The organism is Yinghuangia aomiensis (assembly GCF_039542225.1).
In the GTDB taxonomy this organism is placed as follows: domain Bacteria; phylum Actinomycetota; class Actinomycetes; order Streptomycetales; family Streptomycetaceae; genus Yinghuangia; species Yinghuangia aomiensis.
Genome location: NZ_BAABHS010000038.1, coordinates 41,733 through 59,362 on the forward strand (window position 1 = coordinate 41,733; position 17,630 = coordinate 59,362).

Genomic DNA, 17,630 nt, shown 5'->3' on the forward strand with positions numbered 1-17,630 from the left:
GGGGCGCGCCATGGGACTCTCGATCGAGGACCTCGACACCTGTTCACCCGACGCGGTCGACGCGGTGGCGGCAAGCTGGGAGAAACTCAGCGCCGCGATGACCGGCGACAAAGCGTCCGTCGACCGCGACGTCATCGGCCCGCTGGCCGGCGCGTGGATCAGCGACGACGGCCGCCGGGCGGTGCAGCTGATCCGCTACGTCGGCGACCAACTCGAAGCCGTCCGGGCCGAGTCCGGAGCGATGGCGGCGATCCTGCGGGAAGCCGCGGGCAAACTCCGCACCGCCCAGAACACGCTCCATCAAGCCTTGGACGACGCCCGCCGCAACGGCATCACCCGCCAGCCCGACGGGCGGCTCACATGGACTGCGATGTCGGACACCGCGCAGAGCAACCTCCAAGGAATCGCCGACGACATCGCCAAACGCATCACCGCCGCAGTGGAGCAGGCCACGGCCGCCGACGAACTGGCCGCCATGACCCTGAAAGCCAACGTCGACTTCGGCCCCAAACAGGACTTCAACGTCCACTCCCTCGGTGCCGACCCGACCGCGGACGCCCAGCGCGCCGCGGACCTCCTGACGAAGCTCGATAGCAAAGACGGACTCAGCTCGACGGAGATGCAGGAACTCCGTCTTCTGGTCGCCGACAATCCGGGCGACCCGACCTTCCGGTTGCGCCTCATGTACGACCTGGGCCCCGACGGCTTGCTCACCGCCACCCGCATGACGGGTATCCCCGGCGGCCTGCCCGGCGTCTCGGCGGGGGACCAGCAGTTCATCCAGACCACCCTGCGCGACGCATTGTCGTCGTCCAGTGCGGCGCTGGCCAAGGACGGCCGCTGGATGGAGCAACTGCGGCTGGCCGGCCAGTCTGCGACCCGGGACGAGTGGCATGAAAGCGGGGTCACCTTCGGCTACCAGTCGCTCGACGTCCTGCTGCGCCAAGGCAAATACGACACGGCGTTCCTGACCCAAGTCGGCGAAGGCCTGCTGGATTTCGACAAGAACGGCATGCGCAAGGGCGACGGCTGGCTCACCACGGACCCGAAACGCGATCCGGTGACCGGGTTCATGGTCGCGCTCAAGAACAACCCCGATGCGGCCACCGCGTTCTTCAGTGGCCCCAAGGGCAAGGAACACGTCTCCTACGTGGCCCTGGAGCATGCCCTGTACGACATCACGGACGGCTCGATGACCATGCCGCACCGCGTCCAACTCGATGCTTTCGGAGAGGCAGTGGTCGCGGCCACGACGGGCCGGGTCACCGATGCCCCCATGGCGGAAGTGGTCGGCAACGTGATGAACACCCTGGGAGCACGGGACGTGCCACAGGTCTCGGACAACTCGGCCCCGCTGCGCCGAAGTATCACGGAGATGCTGGCGAAGAACTCCGACTCGATGCATCTCGGCCTGACCCAGACCGGTGCCCAAAAGGACCTGTCCGCCGTGCCGTTCGCCGGTCCGACGGCAAGCATTCCGCTCGAAGCCATGCAGAACGTCCTCAAAGGACTCGTCGCCGATCCCTCGAACATCGAGGTTCTCAAGGAGGCGGAGGAGCGGTTCACCCGCGCCGGACTCAGCCTGACCCTCAGTGACCCGAGCCCCTGGGACCGGGGGACTCGCAACGCGCATGTGGCGACTTTTGCCACCGCCGCAGGGGAAGCGTTCGGCGAACTGGATGCCACGGTCACCGACCACATGCGCAATTTCGGGGCGACCAAAGACGAGAGTACAACCGCATCGGACGGACGTGCCGAACGCTGGACCCAGGCCGGCGTCAGCGGTGCCTCGGCCGCAGCGACCTTGCGGGCCGCCCAGGTCGCTGCCGCCCGCACCGCCGCTCTCGGCCGCGCCGTCTCCGTCAATCCCTTGGTCGGTTTCGGGCTGACTATCGGGACCACCGGACTCAACGGCCTGATCGGCGAGTTCTACGACGCGCACCCCGCCGGTGCGGCCGACGATCTCAAAGCGCCCATCCACGACGTTTTCACGAACGGCAAGGAGCAGGTCGAAGGCATCATGCGCACGTGGGCGGCGGAGAACAGCGCAGCATACGACGGGCCAACACTCGTCGAAACCGCGGGGCTGGGATACAACAGCGCGTTCACGCCCGAGCAACGGCCTGCCGGATGACGCGCGGACGGATGTGGGCCGGCATAGCTGCCGCCGTCGTGCTGGCCATTGTGGCGGCCGGGCTGTTCTGGACGCGGGGCCGGGATTCCGCGGAGGCGAAGGCCTTCTGCTGGGGGCTCATCCCTGCCCGGTCGCTCGAAGCCCTGTTCCCTGAGGGCGCTTTCGAGGAGCCTCGGGACGAGCCGTTGGCATATCCACGGGTGATCGACGAGCGGTGCCGGGCCTTCAGGAAGGGCTCCCGGCTGGAATGGTTCGAGTACAAGCTCACCGACGCGTACGACGGCGTCATGGTCGACAATCTCAGTCAAGTCGGCGGCGAGTACCTGATGTCCCCGCTGGGGAGCGGCCTGGTCGGTGCCGCGTCCGACCTCGGCGGCTGGGTGGAGGTGCCGCCGTGCCGTCCGGGCGACGCGCCCCGGTTCTTCGCCATGTACGCCCGGCGCCTCGACGCCGAGGTCTGGTCGCGTCCGGACGCCAACCGCGTCGCCGCGAAGCCCGGCAACCGGCCCGCGATCACCGCGCTCCTGATTGGTACGGCCAACGCGATCCGGCGGCAAGCCCACTGCGGCGGCGACCCGTTGGCCATGCCCGAGCTGCACAGCGAAGCGCCGCCGACCCCGTTCGATCCGCGGACGCTGTGCGGCATTCCGGTGGCCGCGTCGGGGCTGCCCGCCGATCCGAAGTGGATCCAGAAGTGGTCCGGGCCCGACCCGGTGCGGGAGAACTGCTACGTGGCGACCGGCCCGACCGACTACCGCCACGTCCTCGAACTGGACGTGGACCGCGGCCCGATGGCCGACCTGGTCGCGCCCTACGCGCGCTGGGGCGCGGACGGGCAGGTCGTCTCGCTCGGACAAGGCGCCGGCTACACCGAGGTCTGCACCTCGGGCCGGGTGGTCTACCGCCTCGACACCGGCCTCGGCTTCGTCGGCGACCCGGTTCGCCTGCTCAGCGCACTGGTTGCGGCGAACGCGGCGCGGGACGGCTGCCCATCCCCGCAAACCCCCTCCCCACCGTCCTGATCGCCTGCGTGCGCACCTTCTGCCCGCGGCAGCGTCCCTGGGCGGTCAGGTTGGTGGCCGAAACGCGGCGTCTGGTGGGAGTTGGTGGGCGGCCAGGCGGCCGATCATCGCGGCGACGCCGTGGAAGGTGGCGGCTGACAGCAGGTAGCGGCCCGGGTCGCTACCAGGAGTCGGCGGTTTCCGCGGCTGCCGCGACCATGCCGCGGTCGCTCGCGAGATGCTCTGCATCCCGGATCCGTGCAGAGTCGCACGATGCACAGCCGGTCTGGTCCTGAGCGTGCTGCCATGTCCGTGTTCATGTCGTTCAGCGTTCCATCGGGCAGGAGGCCGGGTCGCATGTTCTGCGGCCGGATCACTCGTTGTAGTCGGCTGCGGCCGGACGGATTCCGGGGGAGCAGCGAGGTGTGCGGGCTTGCCGGGACTTGACGGGTGGTGTCGTCGGCGCGAGACCGACTTGCGTGCGTCGGTGGCCTTGGGGCTGCTTCCGGCCCCCGATTGATGCGTGCAGCACGGCCATGAGGTCAACGGTCGGCACTTCCGGAACCGGCGCGGCTTCGGGTGTGGTGCCGGCGAGCCTGGCTTCGACGACCTGTTCGACGGCTTCGACGTAGTGGTCGCGTTCTTCGGCGAGGTCGGCGGTGCCGATCGCGTCGATCAGGGCGTCCGCGGCGCCCAGTTCGGCGTCGGTGACGGTTCACGCGGTCCGGCGGCGTGAGTCCTTCGCTGGAGTCGACTTCATCGGGCCAGTGAAGTTGCCGCAGGACTAGGAGGCTGGCGTGTGGATGGACCAGCGCCAATATCTCGCGGCCGCTTCTCTGAACCAAGCCATCGCACCAGCTTGCATGGATCTGCTCGAACAGCTACTTCACGTTCGGCTCTTGCTCCCGCGCGTGACGCTCTTGACCCTCACGTGGCGTCAGGTTGGATAGTCGATGCCGTAGAGGATCACTGGACCGCAGGACGCGTGGCCGAGTCGGCTGGCGTGAGCGTCCGCACGCTGCATCACTACGACGAGATCGGGCTCGTGCGTCCTCGGCGCGGACCGCGGCCGGGTACCGGGCCTACTCGGCCGGCGACGTGGAGCGGCTGCGGGAGGTTCTGGCCTACCGGCGGTTGGGCTTCAGACTGCGGGAGGTCGCCGAACTGATCGGCGACCCGTCCACCGACGCGGTCGCGCACCTGTGCCGACTGCGCGGCCTGCTGCTGGAGCGGCGTGATCGCGTTGATGCCATGGTGGCGGCCATCGACAGGGAACTTGCTGCACGGGCAAAGGGATTGAACGTGACCCCGGAGGAGCAACTGGAGATGCTCGGCGCACAGCTGTACGACACGATCGGCGGCGCCTACACCGCGACACGGCGTACCGAACCGCGGATCGCAGCGCAGATCTGGGACGCGCTCGAGGACGCACAGACCGTGCTGAACGTCGGGGCAGGTACCGGCTCCTACGAGCCTGCGGATCGCGACGTGACCGCGGTGGAACCGTCGGCGGTCATGCGGGGGCAGCGGCCCACCGGATCGGCGCCGTGCGTGGCGGCCGCCGCGGAGAACCTGCCGTTCGAGGACCAGTCCTTCGACGTCGCGATGGCGGTCTCCACCGTTCACCACTGGGAGGACCCGATAGCGGGGCTGCGCGAGATGCGGCGCGTGGCCCGCCGCGTGGTGGTGCTCACGTTCGACACCGACGAGCCCGGATGGCAGGACCGATTCTGGCTCACCCGCGACTACCTGCCCGAGTTCGCCGCCGTCCTCGCCCAATTCCCTTCCCTGGCAGGGATGGCCGACGCGATCGGCGCCCACGCTGAGCCGGTGCCCATCCCGTGGGACTGTGCTGACGGCCTGTTCGAGGCCTACTGGCGCCGACCGGGGGCGTATCTGGAGGATCACGTGCGCCGCGCGATGTCGGTGTGGACCAATGTCGGGCCTCAGGCCGAGCAGCGGGCGGTGCGAAGCCTCAGCAAGGATCTCGACTCCGGTCGGTGGGCCGAGCGCAACAGCGACCTTGTCAGCCTTGCCTCGGCAGATCTCGGTCTCCGCCTGCTCGTAGCTTGAACCGCACCGCACCGCAGCGTCATGGAGCTGTGGGCAGGGCCGGATGGGCGCCGCGGCCCGGCATGCCCAGTCGACCGCCCGCGCGGCTGCCGAGCTGCGCGATGCGGCCCAGGCCCGCGTGGACGCCGTCCGTGCCGCGGAACCCGGAGCCGTGTTCACCGTGCTCGGAGAACGCCGGATGCGGGCCCACACGCCTGGATCGCATCAGGGAACCGCGGTGGGCGCCGACGGCCGGCCCGCCGGGATCCGCCGCCAGTTCGGGCAGCTCACACACCGCGCGTTCTGGGGCTGGGCCGCCGTGGAGTTCCTCAGCCACACGGGCGCCCGCATCGAGGAGATGCTCGAAGCCGGCCACCACAGCCTGGTCCAGTACCGGCTCCCCACCACCGGGGAGATCGTCCCGCTCTTGCAGATCGCCCCGTCCAAGACCGACCAGGAACGCGTCCTGCTCGTCAGCCCCGAACTCGCCGACGTCCTCGCCACGATCATCCGCCGGGTCCACGACCCCGCACCGGCACCATCCCCCTCGTCGCCGCCTACGACTACGAGGAACGCCGCTGGAACCCGCCCTCACCCCTGCTCTTCCCATGGGACCGCAGCGGCGAGCCCTCCCGAATGACCGCCGAGTTCATCCGCGTCGCCCTGCGCGACGTCCTCGACGCCACCGGCCTTACCGACACCGCCGGGCAGCCCCTGCACTTCACCCCACACGACTTCTGCCGGATCTTCATCACCGACGCCATCCGCACCGGCCTGCCCCCGCACATCGCCCAGGTCATCGCCGGACACGCCGACCTGTCCACCACCATGGGCTACCACGCCATCTACCCGGCCGAAGCCATCGACGCCCACCGGGCGTTCATCGCCCGCCGCCGCGCCCTGCGCCCCGCCGAGGAGTACCAGACCCCCACCGACGAGGAATGGGAGGCCTTCCTCGGTCACTTCGAACGCCGCGAAGTCTCCCTCGGCACCTGCGCCCGCGCCTACGGCACCGCCTGCGCACACGAACACGCCTGCATCCGCCGCTCCCTGCTCCGCCCCGACCCCGCCCAACGCGCCCGCCTCGTCGAGATCCGCGACAACCTCGTCGCTCGCATCACCGAAGCCGGGAACGAAGGCTGGCTTGGTCAGGTCGAAGGCCTCCACATCAGCCTTGCGGCAGCTCAGGACAAGCTTGCCCAACTCGACACCGCCCGACGCCCTGTCGATCTCGGTATGCCCAAGCGCCAATGACTCGCAAGCCGCTTGCCCGGTGCCGTCGGAGGCTCGTGAGTGTTCGTCTCTGATGTGCCCCGAGGTTCTTCGTTGTGCTCCCGAGGTTGTTGAAGGTCGGCTTTGGGTGGAGCTGTCCGCGATAGGAGGGCTGGCGAAGGCGGGTGATGCGGATCGCCTCGGGGTTCGCCATCGGCATGGGGCCCGGGCGAGGGCTCGGTTCGTCGGATACGCACAGCGTGGACCTGGACAGCACGTCCCTGGTCGCCCAGCCGTCGGGAAAGGGCTCGGACGCGTTGTTTGGGACCGACGTGGGGCCCGTCGTGACCCTCGTGGTGCCCCGCGGGGAGCGCGCCGAGGCAATCATCTCGCCTGACGGCCCCGAGCCGACCCGGGACCAGTGCACCGAGTCCGTCACCAATCGCGGCAGCCACACCAGCGGTGAACTGTCCCAGGGCATGCGCCTGTGCCTGGTGACCGATGAAGGCCGGACCGCCTACCTGCGTATTACCTCCGTTCCCACCCTCAAGACGGTCACGCTCGAGGTCACGGTCTGGGAATGAGCTCCATACCCGACGACGAAGTCACCCCGAGGGGCGACGAAAGTCCCGGGTGTGCTCCCGTGGCGGTGCAGAACGAGGCCGAACGCCCGGAGGACTCTTGGGGGACCTGGGCCAAATACGTGATGCCGAATTTGGTCCGGTGAGCGAGCGGGAGTGCCTCGGAGGCCGGGTCGGCTCTCGGTCCCCTTCTTGAACGGCCTGTTGAACGCGCTGGTCAGGCGGCCTGTTGCTCGCGCTTCTTGCGCCAGGGGTCGGCGGTGCGGATGATGCGCCCTTGCGGGTGAGGCGTTTGGTCATCACGGCGATCGCGGCCCAGTTGACGTGTGCTTCGCTGTGGGTGGGCCGGGTCTCGTAGTCCCTCACGCTGCGGCGGGCCCGCAGCGTCCACGAATTCGTGCGCTCGACAACCCAACGCTTGGGGAGCACGACGAACCCCTTCTGGTTCTTCGGCCGCGGGACGGTCGTGAGCGTGATGCCGAGTCAGGCGGCACCACCACAGAACCTGCTGAGCTTGGGCTAACTCGCGGACAAAGCCAGTGGACGAGCCACTGTGACTGCGTAGTTCAGAGAACTGACCAGCCCGACGTTGATCGCGCCTTTCCAGATCGCCGGCACTGCGCGTCCTCCACGTTCGCGGGACGCCCCGAGTACCTACTTCCATGATCACTCGTGGGCGGCGCGGCACCAATCGGCCTGGTGACCTGGGGCGTAGCCTCGCCTGGGTGAGCGAGAACGACCTGCCTGCCGATCTGATCGACCTCCAGCGCCGCATGGACGCTGCGCACGCCGCGGTCGACGCGTTCCTCGAGGGCCGACGCGGCCGGGAGTGGGACGAGGCGGAGGGTGCCCGCTGGCAGGAGCTCATGCGCGAGCGGACTGACGCCGCTGTGGCTCTGCAAGCCCACCCGCGCATGGCTCTGGCTCCCGGTCGGCTCGACCTGATCGCCCGGCTGCGGGTTGCGGCGCGCACGGATGAGGAGTCGGCGGCCTCCTGACGTCGTCTGTCACTCGAACACGCGACGTGCACAGATCCCGCATCCGGCGGCTTTGCCGGGGCCTTTCCCCTCCAGGTTCGGCGGGTAGAGCGGGGTGCCCGGGCCAGGCTCGCGCGGACCGAGCACGTCCATGCTCACGGTCGGTCTGCCGCACAAGGTGAAGGCCTCGGGCAGTTCCGAACCGGGTCCGCCGGGACGGGCGGCGTGCAGCGTCCCGGGGTAGGGGATTGCGTCTCCGTGCTGGTCCATACGGCGATCGGAGTCGTCGAGCAGGATGACTTGCATGCCTCAACCCTCGGGCGGTCCGGCGCCCGCCGCACGTCGTGCCGAGGCCTGACCGGGCCGGTCCGCGTAGTGCCCCGCGCAATGGCTCCGGCAGCCGGATCTCGGTCCTTCCCGGCGGACTCTTGCCTGGGCGGGCCTGCGTGGCCGCCTTCGGCTTGGCCCGGCTGGGTACGGGACGGCTGCAGCCTTCCTGGGAGATGACATGGATGCGATCGACCGCGTATTGGCGGTGCGCCGAACGGGTCCGCTGGAGGTGTTCCTCGCGGATGTCGGCGTGGTCTTCCGGCGGTTCGAGGACCAGGACTCCGGTTGCGCGTCGTACGGCGTCCGCACCGCGGGCGGCTGCTGGTTCGTGAAGACCGCGCGCTCTCGGGCGGCGGCACGGTCTCTGGAGCGCGCGTGCGCGCTCCACGCACGAGTCCGGCACGAGGCGGTCGTCCCGCTGCTGCACAGCTTCCACGCGGCGGGGCACCCGGTCCTGGTCTACCCGTGGGTCGAGGCCGAGGCGCTCTACCACCCCACCGTGCGGGCCCGGCCGGATCGTGCCGACCCGGCGGGCCCGATGGCGCGCTTCCGCCAGCTGCCGCTGGCGTTGGTCCACGCAGCGCTCGACCGCATCCTCGACGCGCATCTCGCCGTCTCAGCAGCCGGGTTCGTCGCCGTCGACTTCTACGACGGCTGCGTGATGTACGACTTCACCCGCCACCGCGTCCACTTGTGCGACCTGGACGAGTACCGGCCCGGGCCCTTCACCCATGACGTCGACCGGCTCCCCGGCTCCACCCGGTACATGGCACCCGAGGAGTTCACCCGCGGCGCCGTCATCGACGAGCGCACCACCGTGCACGCCCTGGGCCGGGCGCTGCGCCTCTTGCTGGACGCCGGCGACTGCGAGTCCGCATGGCGGGGGACCGGCGCTCAACTCGGCGTCGTCAATCACGCAACCGCCCCGAGCCCGGGAGACCGCTACGCGACCGTGTGCGAGCTGGCGGCGCAGTGGCGCGCGGTCACCACCCGTGCTTGAGCGGTTGTGGGGCCGCCGCGGGTGCCTACGCCGCGGCAGTGTCGCCGGTCGGCGGTCGGTGTGCCGCAGGGCGTCCGGTTTGGGGTTGCCTTTCGTATTGCTTTTCCTGTTGCGTTCGGAGCCGGGCGCCGACGCACGAACTCCCCGGTCACAGGGTCCGAATGCGCTCGGCGGGCGTGCTGACTAATTCCCCTGGACCCCTTCGTCCGAGGCCCGGGGTTGTGTACCCGTGCCGAGTGAGCGGCGGCCGCGGTCGAGTCGGGGGTGCTCCTGACCGGTGCCGGGTGCCGGCGTCGGGCTGGTCGGCGGTGAGGCGGGTGACGTAGGGGAGTCGGAGGCTTGTGTCGGGGGAGGCCTGCGGTGCGGGGGCGGGTCCGGTACCGAGTCGGCGGCGTGTGGCTATGTACGTGAGTAGCGGTTCTGGCTCAGGTTTTGTGGTCCGTGCACGCTGAGTGACTCTCGGAACTAGCGCGAGGCCTCTGCAAGTTGTCCAAGAGTGGCGCTTGGTGGTTGGCGATGATCGACCGTGCGGGATCGTGGACGACGTTCTGCCTTCGGTGAGGGATCTGCTGTTGCCTGCGATCGTGGACGTCGCCGTGACTGCGGTGGAGGCGACACCGGAGGGCATACGGGCAGAGGTCCGAAGTACGGCGCCGGGCGCGTGCTGTCCGGGCTGCGGTGAGTGGTCGGGCCGGGTTCACGGTTCCTAACTGCGGTTTCCTGCCGACACTCCAACGGCCGGGCGCCCCGTTGTCCTTCGGGTGCGGGTCCGCCGCTTCGCATGCGTGAACGCTGAATGCACTCGGCGGACGTTCGCCGAGCAGTTGGCGGGGCTGACGCGTCGATATGGCCAGCGCACCGAGCGCCTGCGGTCAGTGGTGACGGCCGTCGGGTTGGCGCTGGCGGGCCGGGCTGGTGCCCGTCTGGCCCGTGTCTTCGGTGTCGCGATAAGCCGCAGCACTCTGTTACGCCTGGTCTGCGTGCTTCCCGACCCGCGGTCGGTCACGCCTCGCGCGGTCGGCATCGACGAGTACGCCACCCGCAAAGGCCGTGCCTACGGCACCGTCATCATCGACCTCGAAGCGCACCGGCCAATTGACGTGCTGCCCGACCGTGAAACGTCCACGGTCGCCGCCTGGCTGAAGGAGCGACCCGGCATCGAGATCGTCTGCCGCGACCGGGCACCGTTCTTCGCCGAAGCCGCCGCTGTCGGAGCCCCGAACGCGGTGCAGGTGGCCGACCGTTGGCACCTTTGGCACAACCTCAGCGAGGCCACCGAACGCGCCGCCCACCGCCGCTGTCTGCAGGTCCTGGTGAGCGGCTCGAGTGCGCCCGAGGCCGGCCCGGACTTGGCAGAGCCCGCTTCGGGGTCGCCCTGGCCGACCGGACACCGCTTCGCCGACCGCATCCGCGACCGGCACGCCGCCGTCCACGCGCTCTTGGAGGCTGGTCACAGCAAACGCTCGATCCAGCGGCAACTCGGCATGGGCTCCACCACGGTCCAGCGCCTGGCGGGCGCCGCGGCGCCGGAAGACCTGTTCACCGGACAGTGGCAGAACCGGACCTCGGTCCTCGACCCGTTCAAGCCCTACCTCGACAACCGCTGGGACGACGGCTGCACGAACGCCTGGAAACTCTGGGAGGAGATCGTCCCGCTCGGCTACCCGGGCAGCTACCAGCGCGTCCGCGCCTACCTCCGCCGCAAGCGCACCTCACCCGGCCCCGTCACTGCACGCCCGCCGGCACCACGCATCGTCGCCAGCTGGATCCTCCGCCACCCGGAAGCGCTGACCGAAGGCGAGCAGATCAATCTCAAAGCCGTCCGCGCCCACTGTCCCGAACTCGACGCCCTGACCACACACGTCCGAACGTTCGCCGACATGCTCACCGAGCGCCGCAGCGAAGAGCTTCCCACCTGGCTCGACGCCGTCCGCCGCGACAACCTGCCCAGCCTCCACACCCTCGCCGCAGGCATCGACCGCGACCGCGACGCCGTCATCGCCGGACTCACCCTGCACTGGAACTCCGGCGTCGTCGAAGGACACGTCAACCGCATCAAGATGCTCAAACGCCAGATGTTCGGGCGAGCAGGCTTCTCGCTCCTGCGCAAGCGCATTCTGATGGCATGACAGCCTGCAGCTGTCAGCGGCGCAGGACTCGACCAGAGGAATAGCAGGCACATGACCAGCGCATCGTCGGAGCGGAAGCTCGCGTTTGCCCAGGACATCACCCGCGACGACGTCCGTGCGCTCGAGGGGGTTCTGCACACACAACTCGGCCGAGTGTCCGAAGAGGTAGGCGAGACCGGCGAGACCGCCTTCGCGATGCGCGCACTCGTCATCCTGGTCTCCGACTCGGCCGGGCTGCTCCACATGCTGCTAAAAGTGGAGCAGCCCGACTGGTGGCAGAAGGCAATGATCGTGAGCGAATGGCAGCGACTGCGCCTCGTCGCCCATCCCTACAACCACTGCGACGGATTCGACCACGAACGCTGGTGGCATCGCGTCGATCGATACGACGCCGACGACACCTTCATCACGCAGCGACGTCTGGCAACCGGCAACCCACGCGCATGACACGGAGTTGCCGAGTGCATAGGGCACCACAGAACTTGAGCCAGAACCTGAGTAGCGACGTCGTTTCGACGCGGGATGGGAGTCGCACGTCTACACGAATAGGCGATGTACGCGGGAACGGGAGTCACCAGTTCGCTGGCCGGCGGCTGTCTTGTGCCACCGAACCTTGAGCGTGCACCAGGGACATTTGAGTGGTGAAGGCCGATCGCTGAGATTCGTGGCGCAGGATGTCGAGAACGTGCCACCTGCTCCGTCCCAGGGGCATCAGCGGCCGCCACCGGTCGCACGCGGAAGAAGGAGAAACCAGCATGGCGATTCAGCGGATGGACAACGTCGGCATCGTCGTCGAGGAGATGGATGCCGCCATCGCGTTCTTCGTGGAACTTGGTATGGAGCTGGAGGGCAGGGCGGAGGTCGGGGGTCTCGTCGCCGACCAGTGCACCGGACTCGACGGCGTGAGCTGTGACATCGCCATGCTTCGGACCCCGGACGGTCACAGCCGGCTTGAGCTGGCGAAGTACCGCAGCCCCGCGGTGATCAGTGCCGGGCCGCGCGACAGGCCGCACAACATTCTGGGCACGCACCGCGTCATGTTTGCCGTCGACGACATCGAGGACACCGTTGCCCGCCTGCGCACTCACGGCGCCGAACTCGTGGGCGAGTTGGCACAGTACGAGGACAGCTACCGGCTCTGCTACGTCCGCGGGCCCGAGGGCATCATCGTCGGACTGGCCGAGCAGCTCAGCTGAAGGGTGGCGGGGATCCGGTGCACCCGCCAGCACTCCGGCCACCACGCACGCTCAGGGCTCGGTCGCACAGGACAGCGGCGTGCGGCGCTGTGGACCGTTCCTCGATAGCTGCGGGCCCTTGGCCGTCGGCGGTCATAGCTTCTGGGAGCTATGGAAGGCGCCTTCGCGTTTATAGCTCCCAGAAGCTATGAACCGGGCGTTCGTTACTGCATGGGGTGTGGCACCAGTGGGCCCGTGGGTGGGCGACGCGTGGATGCCGCGCACGCCGCGGTCGAGGAGTTCCTCGACCGGCTGCGCACCGCGGCCTGCGGATCCGTAGGGCCGCCGTCCGGCTGACGGCCGGGTTCCCGGATCTCAGGTTGCGGGGCGGCGGATGTGTCGCCCCGTCCGGTGCTGTGCCGGACGTCGGTGCCGGCGTGCTTGGCGAGGTCGGCCACGACCGCGGCGGCGGATGGCGCTCACGTCGGCAGCTGGGCAGGCGACTTCCATTTGAATGGAAGTGCCGGGCGGCTGGATCACGGCGCCAGCTGCCCGTCCTCGTCGCGTGCCAGGCCGGTGTAGTCCTGGCCGGGATGGGCCGGACCCGGGTGCCGGGGACGACGTGGTACTCCTCGACGGGTGCGGCTTCCCAGCCGCCCTCTCCGGACCAGTCCGTGATGGACCCAGCGGAGTGCGTGGACGACGACGGTGCCGGCGCCTGCGGGGGTGGTTCCACGGCGGGGGCTGTGTCGGTTGTCGTGGCGCGTTCGGCGAGGGCTCGTGCGGTGCGTTCGCCGAACGTTCCCCAGGTGCCGGCGGTCAGGTCCTTGCGCCCCATGCGTTGATCCTATGCCGACAAGGAACCCTTGTAGCAAATATGTTCGAATGTTGGGCTCGCGGTGCTTGGTCGGCGTGTCAGGGTGTCTGCCCTGCCGAATGTGGGGGAAGGACCACGGCGGCTGGCGGACGAGCACTTGGGGGAGCGGATGGCGAACGTGTCGGGGTACAACGCGGTGATCAAGGGCCAGGGCGGGAGACTGATCCGGTGGGACGTGGCCCTGTGGGACGTCGACGAGGCGGGGCGCGGCGTCGGGTAGGTGGTCGGGGACGGCAAGCTCGTCCCCGCGGAGGTGCTGCCTGGGTTCGTCGCCTACGAGAAGCACGACCCTGCCCCGGTCATCTCCGCGCTGCCGGGCGACGGGTGGTGGGCGACGTTCGACGCTGGCCCCGACGGTGCACCGGCGATGCCGCAGGAAGTCCTGTGCTGGACCGTGGACGCCGACGGTTTCGTTCGCGCCGTGGTGATGGACGACGCCGGGTTCGGATTCGACCCCGCCGACAGCAAGTCGTTCGCCGGTTTCCGTCGCTCCCGGGACAGCGCACCGAACCCACCGACCGGCCCCGAACCCGGGTAGCGCGAACGGCGGGCAGGCGCGGTTTGCCGGCACCGGGTGCACGCGTTCGCACCGCGCACCGTTGGCGCACAACGCCGCCTCCGCACCGGCCGATGCGCCGTGCGCCTGGCGTAGCGAACCGCGCACCCGGGTGCCTCTGCCGCCGGTCCGACGACTACGGAACGTGGCCAGAGATCGGGGAAACCTCCTGGACCGCGCCAGGACAAGGGGTGGCCGTGCGCACGGTGTGTCACTGCGCACCGCACCTCTCGGCATCCGCCCACCGCGCGGCGCACCGGATCCCGGCGCGTTCGGTTCGGGGTGCGCTGCACTTGCACCCCGACCGGTTCGGCTGCTCCCGGCATTCCGTCGACCTCGAGGACGCCGTCGCCGTCGTTGATGACGCCGAGGCATGCGTCGCACACCGCGACCAAGTCCGCAGCACGATCGCTGTCCACACGCGCCTCCTCAACTTGTCGGCGTCTGCCGAGCGTACGGCGCGCCGCCTCTGGACCCGGGAGGCATCACTGGGAAGCGACCGGACCGGGTGAAACCCGGGTGTTCCGGATGTGAGACTCGGATACCTTCGGTGTTCCACAGTCCAGGAAAGGGGCCTGCGTTGGCTCGGCTGCTGTGGCAGCAGTTGCCCGCCCAGGTGCGTGACGCTGCGGAGGCCGCTTTCGGATCCGCGGTGGTGGACGAGGTCAGTCAGAGCGGCGGGTTCTCGCCCGGGTTGGCGTCGCGGCTGCGTCTTGCCGACGGGCGCCGGGTGTTCGCGAAGGCGATCAGCCCTGATCGCGACCCGCTCGCCCCAGACCTGTTCCGGCGCGAGGCCCGCGTGATGGCGGCGATGCCCGCCACGGTGCCGGCCCCCGGGCTGTTGTGGACGTACGACGACGGCGACTGGGTGATGCTGGTCCTCGAGGACGTCGACGGACACATGCCCCACGAGCCTTGGCAGCCCGACGAGTTGCAGCACGTGATGACCGCACTTGCCGACCTCGCGGAGTACGCCACACCGAGCCCGCTGCCGGTGCCGTCGGTGGTCGACGACCTGGCGGACAACTTCGGCGCGTGGCGCGCGTTGTCCGCGCAGCCGGAGGAGTGGCCGCGGCTGGACCCGTGGGCGCGCGACCACCTGGACCTGCTGGTCGATCTGGAGCACGGTTGGGGGGACGCGGCGAAGGGCGACACCCTGGTGCACGCGGACCTGCGCGCGGACAACCTGATCGTCACCGCCGATCGGGTCGTGGTGATCGACTGGCCCTACGCCGTCGCCGGCGCCCCATGGCTGGACGCACTGTTCTTCCTCCCCTCGGTCGCGGAGTCCAGCCCGGGCCTGGACCCGCAGGCGGTGTGGGAGTCCTACGGCCCGGCTCGGGCGGCCGACCCGGGCGCGGTGGACGCGGTGCTCGCCGCGCTGGCCGGCGACTGGGTCCGCCAGTCGCTGCGCCCGGCGCCGCCGAACCTGCCGACGCTGCGCGCCCACCAGGCGGCGAAGGGCGCTGCGACGCTGGCCTGGCTACGGTCCCGCCTCGGCTGACCTGTGCCGGAAGGGGCCGCGGGTCAGCCGGTCTTGGCGGCGTCGCGCAGTCCGGCCAGCCCGAGGTCGACCAGGTAGGCGGTCTCGTCGGTGACCGTGCCGTGGAGGCGTTGTTCGGCGAGGGCACCGAGGAACTCCATGGCGGCGGCCGCGTGCCCGTACACGGCCAGGGCGTCGCGTTCGCGGTCGGTGAGGCTGGCGGTGTCGGCGTACAGGTCGGCGACCTGGGTGACGCGTTCGGTCAGCGGGCGCGGGTCGCCGTGGGTGAGGTTCGCGGCCATGACGGCCAGGTCTTGAACGCGCGGCGCCCATCCCGCGACGGCGAAGTCCAGGAGCGTGATCCCTCCGTCCGGGGTGGCGAGGACGTTCCCTTTGGTCAGGTCCCCGTGGATGAGCGCGTGGGGGAGCGCCGGGCGGTCGACGCGGGCGACGGCGTCGACCGCGGCAGCGACCAGGACGCGCTGTTCGGTGTCGAGGTGCGGCTGCATGCGGTCCGCGAGCGGGACGAGGTTGGTCAGGGCCCACGGGTCGTGGACGTGCGCAGGGCGGGCGTCGATGGTGTGGAGGAGCGCGGCTTGGTCGACGATGCGGGCCAGTTCGTCGTGGGTCGGTGGCCGTTGGAGGGTGTAGTAGTCGGCGCCGTCGGCTCGGTCCATCACGAGGATGCTGGTGCCGCGGTAGCGCAGCAGGGTCCGGCCGTGGGCGTCGCGGCGCAGTTCGGGGTGGTGGACCCCTTGGGCGATGGCGCGGTGCAGGAGGGCGACGGTGCGGGCGGCGATGCTGCCGCGGCTGCGGGCGAAGGCCTTGACGACGACCTGACCGGTGCGGGTGTCGAGTGCGATGTTGGTGTCTTCGAAGCCGGTGGTGATCACGCGCCAGTTGTCGACGGGGCCGAGTCCGCAGCGTTCGGCGGCGAAGGCCACCAGCGGTGCGAGGTCGCCCAGTCCGGTGCGGGCGTGGTGGTCGGCGACGGTGCCGGTCAGGCCTGCGGGTGGGGCCGGTTGGGGTTGGGGACCGTGCACGCGAGGCCTCCGATCTGCGGTGGGGTGAGGGGGAAGGGGATGGTGTCGGTGAGGGCGGGTGCGCCGGTGAGGGTCATGACCAGGCGTTCGAGGCCGATGCACAGCCCTGCGGCGGTCGGCGGCATGCCGCCGGCGAAGGCCCGCAGCCACGCTTCGTCCAGGGTGTGGGCTTCGTCGCTGGCGCCGCGTCGGGGGGCGAGGTGGCGGCGCAGTTCGTCGGGGTCGGTGAGTTCGCTGTAGGAGGTGGCGATCTCGCGCCCGCCGATGACGAGGTCCCACTTGTGCGCGAGGCGCCGGTCGCGCGGGCAGGCCTCGGCGAGCGGGGAAGCACTGGCGGGGAAGTGCGTGTAGAAGACCGGGGCGCCGGTGGCGGGTTCGACCAGGGCGTCGTAGAGCTCCTGGACCAGACCGTCGGCGTCGACCGCGCGCACGGGCACGTCATGGTCGGCGGCGGCCTGCCGCAGTTCGTCGGCTTCGATGTCGGGAACGACCGGGCGTCCGAGCACGCCGCCGACCGCGTCGTGCACGGTGGCGGTCGGCCACGGGTTGGCCAGGTCGATGGTGTCGGCAGCGTGGGGGAGGCGCAGGCGGGTGGTGCCGCCTGCGGCTCGGGCGGCGGCGTGGACGAGGTCACGGACCAGGGCCCGGGTGTCGGTGAAGTCGGTGTGTGCCGCGTACGCCTCGACCAGGGTGTACTCCACGGCGTGAGTGGCGTCGGCGGGTTCGTCGCGGAAGGTGCGGCCTATCTCGTAGACCTTCTCGAAGCCGGCGGTGAGCATCGCCCGCAGGTGCAGTGGGCTGGCCCGCAGGAACGTGTCCGGGTCCAGGTGCCTCGACAGCACCCGGAACGGCTGCCGCGGGTCGGGGGCGGCGCGGACCTGCAGCAGCGGGGTGTCGACCTCAAGGTGGCCGCGTGCGTCGAACACCGCCCGCAGCGCGCGGGTGACGGCGGCGCGGGCGGAGAGGTGGGCGCGCGAGGCCGTGTCGGTGCGCAGCTGCGCGCAGCGGTCGGCCGTCGCCGCGGCGCGGGTGGCATAAAGCGGGAGGAGCGGGGAGCGCATCAGATGCCTTTCGTGGACG

The 17,630-nt window shown here is 70.0% G+C and carries 18 protein-coding genes and 1 pseudogene; 15 read left to right on the top strand and 4 right to left on the bottom strand.

Annotated features, from left to right (window positions below):
- Window positions 1-10 precede the first annotated feature (10 nt).
- From ABEA93_RS35060 to ABEA93_RS35075, 4 genes and pseudogenes are all read left to right on the top strand, one after another.
- A complete protein-coding gene (locus tag ABEA93_RS35060) occupies window positions 11-2,134 on the top strand; it encodes a hypothetical protein (RefSeq protein ID WP_345679970.1) in 2,124 nt (707 codons plus the stop codon).
- Window positions 2,131-3,156, top strand: coding sequence for a hypothetical protein (locus tag ABEA93_RS35065; protein ID WP_345679971.1), 1,026 nt, complete (start codon window positions 2,131-2,133; stop codon window positions 3,154-3,156). The genes ABEA93_RS35060 and ABEA93_RS35065 overlap by 4 nt, the downstream gene beginning before the upstream one ends.
- A gap of 502 nt (window positions 3,157-3,658) precedes the next feature.
- Complete coding sequence (locus tag ABEA93_RS35070) at window positions 3,659-3,871, top strand: hypothetical protein (RefSeq protein WP_345679972.1); 213 nt, start codon at window positions 3,659-3,661, stop codon at window positions 3,869-3,871.
- Window positions 3,872-4,066: 195 nt separating this feature from the next.
- Window positions 4,067-5,208: pseudogene (locus tag ABEA93_RS35075) on the top strand (MerR family transcriptional regulator).
- A gap of 19 nt (window positions 5,209-5,227) precedes the next feature.
- Here the strand turns inward: ABEA93_RS35075 and ABEA93_RS35080 are convergent.
- The gene (locus ABEA93_RS35080) at window positions 5,228-5,413 is read right to left on the bottom strand and encodes a hypothetical protein (RefSeq protein WP_345679973.1); all 186 of its coding nucleotides are present in this window, start codon (window positions 5,411-5,413) and stop codon (window positions 5,228-5,230) included.
- A 12-nt stretch (window positions 5,414-5,425) separates the two neighbouring features.
- Here ABEA93_RS35080 and ABEA93_RS35085 point away from each other — a divergent pair, with 12 nt between their 5' ends.
- From ABEA93_RS35085 to ABEA93_RS35105, 4 genes are all read left to right on the top strand, one after another.
- Window positions 5,426-5,827: a hypothetical protein gene (locus ABEA93_RS35085; RefSeq protein ID WP_345679974.1), complete on the top strand. Its 402-nt coding sequence runs from the start codon at window positions 5,426-5,428 to the stop codon at window positions 5,825-5,827.
- Window positions 5,824-6,441, top strand: a complete 618-nt coding sequence (locus ABEA93_RS35090) for a tyrosine-type recombinase/integrase (protein ID WP_345679975.1) — start codon at window positions 5,824-5,826, stop codon at window positions 6,439-6,441. Before ABEA93_RS35085 ends, ABEA93_RS35090 begins: the two co-directional genes overlap by 4 nt.
- A 146-nt stretch (window positions 6,442-6,587) precedes the next feature.
- Window positions 6,588-6,983, top strand: a complete 396-nt coding sequence (locus tag ABEA93_RS35095; RefSeq protein WP_345679976.1) for a hypothetical protein — start codon at window positions 6,588-6,590, stop codon at window positions 6,981-6,983.
- A 722-nt stretch (window positions 6,984-7,705) separates the two neighbouring features.
- Window positions 7,706-7,978 carry a hypothetical protein gene (locus ABEA93_RS35105; RefSeq protein WP_345679977.1) on the top strand — a complete coding sequence of 91 codons (273 nt, stop codon included), beginning with the start codon at window positions 7,706-7,708 and terminating at the stop codon, window positions 7,976-7,978.
- Between the two features lie 9 nt (window positions 7,979-7,987).
- Here ABEA93_RS35105 and ABEA93_RS35110 read toward each other — a convergent pair whose 3' ends face one another.
- Window positions 7,988-8,263: a hypothetical protein gene (locus ABEA93_RS35110; RefSeq protein WP_345679978.1), complete on the bottom strand. Its 276-nt coding sequence runs from the start codon at window positions 8,261-8,263 to the stop codon at window positions 7,988-7,990.
- A gap of 202 nt (window positions 8,264-8,465) precedes the next feature.
- On the opposite strand from ABEA93_RS35110, the gene ABEA93_RS35115 reads away from it, so the two are divergent.
- The 7 genes from ABEA93_RS35115 (at window position 8,466) to ABEA93_RS35145 (ending at window position 15,528) form a co-directional block, all read left to right on the top strand.
- A complete protein-coding gene (locus ABEA93_RS35115; protein ID WP_345679979.1) occupies window positions 8,466-9,287 on the top strand; it encodes a serine/threonine protein kinase in 822 nt (273 codons plus the stop codon).
- 710 nt (window positions 9,288-9,997) lie between these two features.
- Complete coding sequence (locus ABEA93_RS35120) at window positions 9,998-11,416, top strand: ISL3 family transposase (protein ID WP_345680000.1); 1,419 nt, start codon at window positions 9,998-10,000, stop codon at window positions 11,414-11,416.
- Window positions 11,417-11,467: 51 nt separating this feature from the next.
- On the top strand, window positions 11,468-11,863 hold the full coding sequence (locus tag ABEA93_RS35125) for a hypothetical protein (RefSeq protein ID WP_345679980.1): 396 nt from the start codon (window positions 11,468-11,470) through the stop codon (window positions 11,861-11,863).
- A gap of 308 nt (window positions 11,864-12,171) precedes the next feature.
- Window positions 12,172-12,612, top strand: a complete 441-nt coding sequence (locus ABEA93_RS35130; RefSeq protein ID WP_345679981.1) for a VOC family protein — start codon at window positions 12,172-12,174, stop codon at window positions 12,610-12,612.
- Between the two features lie 917 nt (window positions 12,613-13,529).
- Window positions 13,530-13,688, top strand: coding sequence for a hypothetical protein (locus ABEA93_RS35135; protein ID WP_345679982.1), 159 nt, complete (start codon window positions 13,530-13,532; stop codon window positions 13,686-13,688).
- Window positions 13,689-14,006, top strand: coding sequence for a hypothetical protein (locus tag ABEA93_RS35140; protein WP_345679983.1), 318 nt, complete (start codon window positions 13,689-13,691; stop codon window positions 14,004-14,006).
- 598 nt (window positions 14,007-14,604) lie between these two features.
- Window positions 14,605-15,528: a phosphotransferase family protein gene (locus ABEA93_RS35145; RefSeq protein ID WP_345679984.1), complete on the top strand. Its 924-nt coding sequence runs from the start codon at window positions 14,605-14,607 to the stop codon at window positions 15,526-15,528.
- A 23-nt stretch (window positions 15,529-15,551) separates the two neighbouring features.
- Here ABEA93_RS35145 and ABEA93_RS35150 read toward each other — a convergent pair whose 3' ends face one another.
- Entirely contained in the window at window positions 15,552-16,550 is a 999-nt protein-coding gene (locus ABEA93_RS35150; RefSeq protein ID WP_345679985.1) for a phosphotransferase, read from the bottom strand.
- Window positions 16,508-17,611, bottom strand: coding sequence for an amino acid--tRNA ligase-related protein (locus ABEA93_RS35155; protein WP_345679986.1), 1,104 nt, complete (start codon window positions 17,609-17,611; stop codon window positions 16,508-16,510). Before ABEA93_RS35155 ends, ABEA93_RS35150 begins: the two co-directional genes overlap by 43 nt.
- Window positions 17,612-17,630: the final 19 nt, after the last annotated feature.